General features: G+C 60.6%; 3 protein-coding genes. 1 reads left to right on the forward strand and 2 read right to left on the reverse strand.

Translation table 11 applies throughout. From position 1 onward, the window contains the following. Positions 1 to 330: 330 nt before the first annotated feature. Both BO74_RS20725 and BO74_RS20730 read right to left on the reverse strand, forming a co-directional pair. Positions 331 to 948: a carboxymuconolactone decarboxylase family protein gene (locus BO74_RS20725; RefSeq protein WP_496445245.1), complete on the reverse strand. Its 618-nt coding sequence runs from the start codon at positions 946 to 948 to the stop codon at positions 331 to 333. A 9-nt stretch (positions 949 to 957) separates the two neighbouring features. After that, positions 958 to 2,172: a YbfB/YjiJ family MFS transporter gene (locus tag BO74_RS20730; RefSeq protein WP_496445247.1), complete on the reverse strand. Its 1,215-nt coding sequence runs from the start codon at positions 2,170 to 2,172 to the stop codon at positions 958 to 960. A 56-nt stretch (positions 2,173 to 2,228) separates the two neighbouring features. Between BO74_RS20730 and BO74_RS20735 the strand changes: the two genes are divergently transcribed. Next, the gene (locus BO74_RS20735; protein WP_496445249.1) at positions 2,229 to 3,131 is read left to right on the forward strand and encodes a LysR family transcriptional regulator; all 903 of its coding nucleotides are present in this window, start codon (positions 2,229 to 2,231) and stop codon (positions 3,129 to 3,131) included. Positions 3,132 to 3,487 lie beyond the last annotated feature (356 nt).

Consider the following 3,487-nt stretch of genomic DNA (forward strand, 5'->3'; position numbering starts at 1 on the left):
ATGACCTCAACTTCTCGAACCGCCCGGTGCGGACCCGCATGCCGGGTGGTGTGGCAGGGGCGCAGCCTATAAGGGCTGCCCCCTATGCCGATCGCTGCTTCGGCTGTTCGGCCTGAGCCGCCGTTGAGCTGCTGGGGCGAGTCGGTCAGCAGTGTGCTGGTTACCCGCCGCTTAGCCGAGAGTTACGTTGAACGGCCGCTCCTCCATACGGCGAATTCAACACCTGCCCCTGAGTGGGCTGATGCCGCCGGGAAATTCGACGTCCGGGAAGTGATCAGGTACCAGCCACTTCGCTGGGATGTAGCAGTCGCCAAGCCTCAAGCCCAGTTTCTATCCTGGCAAGGCAGTCAGGCCAGGTGTCTTTGAACCCAAAGGGCCGGGGGTACGGGCGACATTCATGATCCAGCACACCATGGCGTCGTAACCGACGAGTGCCGTGAGCTCCACCGTCCCAGCCTCCCCGAAACGGGAGGTCGATTCGGTGTAGGTCTCATCACTGACGCCATTCCGGCGCATCAGTTCGGTGACGAAATCGATCGTGCACTGCTCTCCAGGCGAAAGAGTGCGGGGGCGTCGTCCGGCCGCCAGCGAGTCGATTGCTTCGGCAGCGACGCCCGCCTTGATGGCTAGAGGCGCATGGGTTTGCCACTCAAACTGGTTGCCCGTTTCCCTTGCCACCACACAGATAGCGACCTCGCGGACGCGGTCTGGCAGTATTCCATCAAACCGCAAGGCTTCTCCCGTCTTTCCGATGCGCTCCATCAGCACGGGCGTCTGCAACAGGGGGACGAAGGGACCGAAAATTGCCTTGCGGGGGCCGTTGATGATGGCGTCGGCCGCCGCCCGTTGGGCTTCGCTCATGGCTTCCCGATCAGGAATCGGTAGCCGCTCCGCCTTTGAAAGACCAAAGCCTTGGGGGGTGTTCATGGATTCCACAGAATTACTCATCGACGCTCCTCAGTGAGACTGGCGGCGTACCTCGCGCCACAGGTAAAAAGCACTCCATAGCAGACCGGCAGCCGACAGGGCCAAGGCGTAATTCAGCGCGGTGGAGAAATCAGTGGTAAATCGGCCGACGGCCGCGGACGCCACCGGGCCCATCAGCTGGCCGAACGCGAAACCTGCGGTCATCCGCCCCAGGACCACTGTCGCATTTCCTTCCGCCCGGGCTCGCGCTTCCTGCATGGCAATCATGGTGATGACCATGAACGTTCCGCCCACCAGCAGCGCTGCCAGGGAAACGCTGGAGAGGGAGCCCCAGAGGCTGGGCAACAAGACGCCGATCGCCATCAGAAGGTGGGAAGCAGCCCAAACACTCAGGCGGTTGGCCTTCTTCAGTCCCCACGATACAACGACGGTAGACAGCGCTGCGGCCGCCCCAAACAAGGGCCAGGCCAGACCGAAGACCAGGGGATCATCGACCAATTGTCGCGCCAGCGCCGGCAGGTAGGTCGCGGGCAGGATGTACCCGAAACCGAACAGGGTGTAGCAGACAATGAGGCCGCCGGTATTGGCAGGCGGCTTGTGCGAGGCTCCTTGGGGAGCCATCGCGCCAGGGCTGGTGACTGGGGAGTGCAAGCCCCGGCTCACCGCCAGCGGAAAAAGCGTCGCAATGCCTGCCAGGGCCCCCAGTTCGATCCACATGCCAAGGGCGGAGATCTCGGGCACGGCGGCGACGAGACAAAAGAGGCCCGTCGCCGCGATGCCTAGTCCGACGCCCGCGAATATGGTGCCTGCCAGATGAGGGCGGCCTAGAGCGGCGAGCCATCCCAGTCCCCAGGCGCCGGTAGCCACCAGTGTCCACGCGCTCAGCACGCCCGCCACAAACCGAAGAACGACCCAGGTCGGGACCGATGACGTCCAGCCTACGGCTGCGGTGGCGATGACGGTGCTGATCAGTCCCAAAGCCAGCAGCGATGCGGATTTGACCCTGATTCGGCCAGCCATCAAAGCACCCACGAGGTAGCCAAGGTAATTGCTGGCCGCGATCATTGCGCCTGCTTCGCTATCGAGCAAACCATCACGAACCATCAATGGAAAAAGGGGGGTGAAGGCAAAACGCCCTACCCCCATGGCAACGGCGAGGGAGATCGTCGCCGCCGTACAGACGATCACGGCGGCCCGACCCGGGTTGGTCCAGGAAAAAAGAATCGAAGTTGTCATGGGCGTCATTAAAACCTAACTCGACCGCGCTGACTAATGAATAACTGTGGACTATCATTCTCTAAATGAGAACACTTGATCTTGAGTCCCTCGCTATCTTCCGTACCGTCGTGGAGGAGGGAGGCGTCATTCGGGCAGCGGAGAAATTGCACCGCGTGCCGTCCAATGTCACGACCCGTATCCGGCAACTGGAGGAGTTCCTTTGCGTCCGCCTATTCCGCCGGGAGGGGCGAACGCTTAGTCTGTCCGCCGAAGGCCAGACGCTCCTCAACTATTCGGTGCGGCTTCTCCGCCTGGCTGATGAAGCGACCAATGAATTACGCACCGGGAAACCTCAGGGTATATTCCGCCTCGGTTCGCTGGAGAGTACGGCCGGCAGTCGCCTAGCGCCTATCCTTTCCCGTTACCATGCCGAAAATCCTGAGGTGGTCGTGGAGCTTATGACGGGGACCACGGGCGCCCTCATCAACCGGGTCATGAATTTCGAGCTTGAGGCCGCGTTTGTCTCCGAGCCATTTACGGCTCCCGAACTGGAGGCACTGCCCGTATTCCGTGAGGAACTGGTCCTGATTACTCCCCGAGAAATCCGGAAAGTTCGCACGGCCAAGGACCTTGGGCGATCCACGATGATCGCCTTCGCCCACGGCTGCTCCTATCGCAAACGCCTGGAAGACTGGCTCGGCAGCGGGAATGTGATGCCCGAGCGTGCCCTGGAATTTGCGTCCTATCAGGGGATGATTGCCTGTGTAGCCGCCGGGACCGGCTTTGCCATTGTCCCCAAATCCGTATTGGTGACCTTGCAGGCAAAGGAAAAGGTGACTCAGCATCCTCTGCCTGAGCGGGTCTCCACCAATCGAACCCATTTTGTCTGGCGGGGGCAGCCGTCTCTGGCGTTGGAGAGACTGATCAATCTATTGCAAGCCCAAGACACGCCCAGCATGGAGACTGAGGCTCTACAGAAAGGTTAGGCTCTTCAAGGTCCGCTGAACCAGCTTTTTCGCCTATGGGGTTGTGAGCGTCGCGGATGACGGCTCACAGCCGACTGCCCGCGTAGAGTGATCCCGCACAAAGCTGCCGTTGACTTGAGACATGCAACGCCGAACGACTGCTTACTGGTGTAAAACGGGATTCGTACTCTCGACCACGAGCTGCCGCACGAGGCTTCCGACAAACGGTCACCCGAGCGACTACAGCACTTCGTAACCCGCCCTTGGGCCAAATCCAGCATCTAGGGAAAGGCCGAATAAGTACCAAGAACAGTGAACGATTCTTTTGTCATGGAGTCTGACTGTAGAAGCTGATCACTGGGACTGAAGCGATGAAG

The sequence above is a fragment of the Propionivibrio pelophilus DSM 12018 genome (assembly GCF_059569095.1).